The organism is Brachybacterium sp. (assembly GCF_052095815.1).
Taxonomy (GTDB): domain Bacteria; phylum Actinomycetota; class Actinomycetes; order Actinomycetales; family Dermabacteraceae; genus Brachybacterium.
This window is the reverse complement of sequence record NZ_JBQDLF010000088.1, coordinates 1-4,845: the sequence shown is the minus strand read 5'-3', so window position 1 is coordinate 4,845 and position 4,845 is coordinate 1. Positions and strand designations below refer to the sequence as shown.

Here is a 4,845-nt window from a genome sequence, read left to right as displayed (position 1 = left end):
TGGGTCGGCCCTCCTGCTGTGTCACGGCCCCTGTGTCACGAAGTCACGGCCCCTGTGTCACGAACCAGTGCCGTGACCAGCGGAGTCTCAGGACCAGCCGGGGTACTGCCCCGCAAGGAGAACCGAGCCGCCGTCGACGCCCTTCGCGCCGGCGACCACATGCTCGAGTGCAGCGCCCGGCTCGGGCAGCGCGTCCTCGCCGACGACCTCGCCGATCACGCGCGCCCCGAGACCCTGCTCGGCGAGCACCGCCAACGTGGCGTCGGCCTTCGTGGGATCGACCAGCGCCACCATCCCGACGCCCATGTTCAGGGTCCCTTCGAGATCCAGCTGAGGCACCGAGCCCCACTGCGCCACGCGGGAGAACACGGCGCCGGGCTGCCAGCGTGCACGGTCCACGCGTGCGGCGAGCCCGCGGGGCATCACGCGGGCGAGGTTCGCGGCGAGGCCGCCGCCGGTGACATGGCTCAGCGCGTGGATCGCACCGGTGGTGCGTGCATCCCGCAGCACGGCGAGCAGATCCGCGGTGTAGATGCGGGTGGGCTCGAGGAGCTCCTCGCCGAGCGTGCGACTGAAATCGTCGACATGCGCCTCCAGCGAGACGCCTGCGGCCGCGATCACGGCGCGCACCAGGGAGTATCCATTGGAGTGGAGACCGGAGGCGTCCATCCCGATCACCACGTCGCCGGCCCGGACGCGGTCCGGTCCGAGCAGCTCATCAGCTTCGACGACGCCGACGGCGGCACCGGCCACGTCATAGTCCTCGGCGGCCATCAGCCCGGGGTGCTCAGCGGTCTCTCCACCCACCAGGGCGCAGCCGGCGATCTGGCAGCCCTCGGCGATGCCGCGCACGATGTCGGCGATCCGCTCGGGCACCACCTTGCCGCACGCGATGTAGTCGGTCATGGCCAGCGGCGCTGCACCGACCACGATGATGTCGTCCACGACCATGCCCACCAGGTCACGTCCGATGGTGTCGTGGATGTCGAGTTCGCGGGCGATCGCGATCTTGGTGCCCACTCCGTCGGTCGAGGAGGCCAGCAGCGGGCGCCGGTACTCCTTGAGCGCGCTGACGTCGACGAGGCCGGCGAAGGCGCCGATCCCGCCGAGCACCTGCGGCCCGTGGGTCGCGGCCACGGCCTCCTTCATCAGCTCGACGGCGCGGTCTCCAGCGGCGGTGTCCACCCCCGATCCGGCGTAGGTGATCGAAGCGGGCCTGGGGTCCGTGGTGTTCATGCGTCCTTCCCGACGACGGCGGGCTCGGGCTCACGAGCCTGGGTGATGCCCTGCGCCCGGGCGACGGGCTCCGGCAGGGCGACCGGGTACTTCCCGGAGAAGCAGGCGGTGCACAGCGCCTCTTCCGGCTGTGCGGTGGCGGTGATCATCCCCTCTTCGGAGATGTAGCCGAGCGAGTCCGCACCGAGGGACCGGGCGATCTCCTCGATGCCCAGACCGTTGGCGATCAGCTCTGCCCGGGAGGCGAAGTCGATGCCGTAGAAGCAGGGCCAGCGCACCGGCGGGGAGGAGATCCTCACGTGCACCTCGGCTGCTCCGGCTTCGCGCAGCATCCTCACCACGGCGCGCTGGGTGTTGCCGCGCACGATCGAGTCGTCGATGACGACCAGTCGCTTGCCGGCGATCACCTCTCGCAGCGGGTTGAGCTTGAGTCGGATCCCGAGCTGGCGGATGGTCTGGCTGGGCTGGATGAAGGTGCGTCCCACATAGGCGTTCTTCACCATCCCCTGGCCGTAGGGGATACCGGACTCCTGCGCGTAGCCGATCGCGGCCGGGGTCCCGGATTCCGGGGTCGGGATCACCAGATCCGCCTCGACGGGATGTTCGCGGGCCAGCTGGCGGCCCATCTCGGCACGGGCCTCGTTCACGCTGCGGCCGGCGATGCGGGTGTCGGGGCGGGCGAGGTAGACGTACTCGAAGACGCAGCCCTTGGGCTCGGGCTTCATGACCTGCTCGCTGCGCAGGCCCTGCTCGTCGATGACGATCATCTCGCCGGGGGCGATCTCCCGCACGAAGCTCGCACCGCAGATGTCCAGGGCGGCGGTCTCGGAGGCGACCACCCAGCCGCGCTCGAGCCGGCCCAGCACCAGCGGGCGGATCCCCTGCGGGTCACGCGCCGCATACAGGGTGGTCTCGTCCATCAGGGTGAAGCAGTAGGCGCCGCGCAGGTGCGGCATCAGCTCGCGCAGCGCGTCCTCGAGCGGGCCTTCGCTGTTCAGCAGTGCGGTGACCAGGGCGGTGTCGGTCGTGTTGCCGCGTCCCAGCTCACCGGTGCGCGGCGTGCCATGGCGCTCCGCGATCAGCTCGAGCAGCTCCTCGGTGTTCACCAGGTTGCCGTTGTGGGCCATCGCCACGGTGCCGTCGGGGCGGGGGCCCAGTGCCGGCTGGGCGTTGGACCAGTTGGAGGCACCGGTGGTCGAGTACCGGGTGTGCCCGAGCGCGATGTGTCCCTGGAGCGCTCCGAGGGAGGCCTCGTCGAAGACCTGGGAGACCAGCCCCATGTCCTTGTAGACCATGATCTGGGAGCCGTCGCTGGTGGCGATGCCGGCAGATTCCTGCCCGCGGTGCTGCAGCGCATAGAGACCGTAATAGGTCAGTTTCGAGACGTCCTCGCCGGGCGCGAAGACACCGAAGACGCCACAGGCGTCTTGCGGGCCCTTCTCACCGGGGAGCAGGTCATGGGAGAGTTTTCCGTCGCCGCGTGCCACCGGTCCATAGTGCCACAGCGCGAGGTCCCGCCGACATGCCGTCCAGCATGGGATCAGCGCTCGGGCGAGCTCTTCCGACGGTGGCGAACCGAGTCGATGACGGCCGCGATCGTGGCCAGCGGGAGACCGACGATGACTGCGGCGAGCAGCACGAAGTTGAGCACTCCGCCGAGGTCTGCGAAGTCGAAGAACGGGGCGCTGATCAGCGCGGCCACAGCAGGCAGCGCGATCGCGACGGCGGCCCAGAAGCCCAGGGTCGGGGTGCGACTGCGACGCACGTAGATGCTGGTCTCGTCCGGCTCCGCGGTCGCCGTCGCCGGATCGTCGGCCTCTGGGGCGTCCTCTCGGGTGGCCTCCTGCGGGGTGGCGACCTGGTGACCGTCAGGGGTGTCGCTCTCATCACGGCCAGCGGGCTCGGCGCGCTCAGGGCGCTCAGAGCGTTCAGGGCGTTCAGGGCGTTCAGGGCGTTCAGGGCGTTCAGGGTGTTCGGGTGCATTCACAGTGTTCACAGTCCTCCAGCAGCGTCGACCGCCGCGGCGACGATCGCCGGGTCGGTGCGGGTCTCGGGGGCGTCGGCCTCGACCGGTGCGCCGGCGCGACGGCGAGCGGACAGGTGCACGTCGGGCACGCCGCTGCGGCGCGCGAGATCGACGAGGTCCGCGGGACGCACTCCGCCACCGGCGCAGATGTCGAGCAGCCCCTCGGCGGCGTCGACCATGGCGCCCAGATCCTCGGCTCCGTCCAGGGCGCGGTCCGCGCCGCCCGAGCTGAGCACGCGGTGGAAGCCGAGGCCCAGCAGGGTCCGCACGGCGTGCTCGCGCTCGGCACGACCGGGCAGTGCGTCGACGGCGCGGTGGGCGGTGAGGGTGATGCCTCGCAGTGCGCCGCTGCCGGCGGTCAGAGCCCCGTCCCGGATGACCTCGATCGCGGGGACGTCCAGCTCCCCCGACTCGGTGAGGGCCCCGATCACCACCCCGGCAGCGCCGGCGGTCACGGCGTCACGAGCTTGGCGGGCCATCAGCTCGACCTCGTCCTCGGAGTACAGGAACTCCTCGGGATGGTCCAGGAAGTCGCCGCGCTCCGCCCGGGCGCGGATCAGCACGTGCACATCGAAGTGCGGCTTCGCATCTCGGGCTGCCACCAGCGCGGCGGCCCGGCGCGTGCATTCCTCGACCAGTTCGGGCGGTGGGGTGATCCCACCGCGCTCGAGCTCGATGCACAGCTCCACCCGGTCCGCGCCCGCCTTGGCGGCGACATCGAGGCCCACGAGGTCCTCGACCGCGATCTCTACGGCGATGCTCATCGCTTCTCCTGTTCACGGGCGGCGCGCACGACGCGGCGCGGACCGGGCAGCGGCAGCAGCTCTGCGAGGTCACTGCGTTCGCCACTGGCATGCACACGACCACCGGCGACAGCCTCTGCCCAGGCGAGGTCACCGCTGACCAGCGCGAGCCAGGTGGCGGCGTCGGTCTCGACGACGGCGGGCGGGGTGCCTCGGGTGTGGCGGGTGCCGGCGATGGCCTGCACCGCCGCATAGGGTGGGACCCGAAGTTCGACGGCGCCGCCGGGGAACTCCTCGGCGAACATCTCCAGGGTGTGGCGCACCGCGGGGGCCAGGACGGGGCGTCCGGCATCCGCTGGCGCGGTCGCCCAGGTCGCGAGCGCGCTGCGCCCTGCCTCAGGATCGGTACGACGGCTCACCACGTCAGCCGGCCACCTCCGGCAGCAGGTCGTGGACAGCGATGGTCGCGGCGCGGTCCGGGCCCACGCCGATGGCGCTGATCCGGCAGCCCGCGAGCTCCTCGAGACGGAGCACATAGGCGCGGGCGTTCTCCGGCAGCTCCTCGAAGGTGCGGGCCTCGGAGAGATCCTCGGTCCAGCCCGGGAGCGTCTCGTAGATCGGCGTGGCGTGATGGAACTCGGTCTGCGTCATCGGCATATCACGGTGGATCACGCCGTCGATGTCATAGCCCGTGCAGATCGGCACCTCATCGATGCCGGTGAGCACGTCGAGCTTGGTCAGCACGATGTCGGTGAAGCCGTTGATGCGCACCGCGTGGCGGATCATCAGCGCGTCGTACCAGCCGCAGCGACGGGGGCGGCCGGTGTTCACGCCGACCTC

At 70.9% G+C, this 4,845-nt stretch carries 6 protein-coding genes; all 6 read right to left on the bottom strand.

Annotated elements, in window-relative coordinates; genetic code table 11:
• Positions 1 to 87 precede the first annotated feature (87 nt).
• Complete coding sequence (gene purM, locus ACTH43_RS18285) at positions 88 to 1,236, bottom strand: phosphoribosylformylglycinamidine cyclo-ligase (RefSeq protein WP_441446313.1); 1,149 nt, start codon at positions 1,234 to 1,236, stop codon at positions 88 to 90.
• A complete protein-coding gene (gene purF / locus ACTH43_RS18280) occupies positions 1,233 to 2,723 on the bottom strand; it encodes an amidophosphoribosyltransferase (RefSeq protein WP_441446312.1) in 1,491 nt (496 codons plus the stop codon). The genes purM and purF overlap by 4 nt, the downstream gene beginning before the upstream one ends.
• A gap of 53 nt (positions 2,724 to 2,776) precedes the next feature.
• Positions 2,777 to 3,223, bottom strand: a complete 447-nt coding sequence (locus tag ACTH43_RS18275) for a hypothetical protein (protein WP_441446311.1) — start codon at positions 3,221 to 3,223, stop codon at positions 2,777 to 2,779.
• A gap of 5 nt (positions 3,224 to 3,228) precedes the next feature.
• A complete protein-coding gene (locus tag ACTH43_RS18270; RefSeq protein WP_441446310.1) occupies positions 3,229 to 4,026 on the bottom strand; it encodes a copper homeostasis protein CutC in 798 nt (265 codons plus the stop codon).
• Positions 4,023 to 4,427, bottom strand: a complete 405-nt coding sequence (locus ACTH43_RS18265; protein WP_441446309.1) for a sterol carrier family protein — start codon at positions 4,425 to 4,427, stop codon at positions 4,023 to 4,025. Before ACTH43_RS18265 ends, ACTH43_RS18270 begins: the two co-directional genes overlap by 4 nt.
• 1 nt (position 4,428) lies before the next feature.
• A partial coding sequence (locus tag ACTH43_RS18260) for an adenylosuccinate synthetase (RefSeq protein WP_441446308.1) occupies positions 4,429 to 4,845 on the bottom strand: 417 nt, incomplete at its 5' end.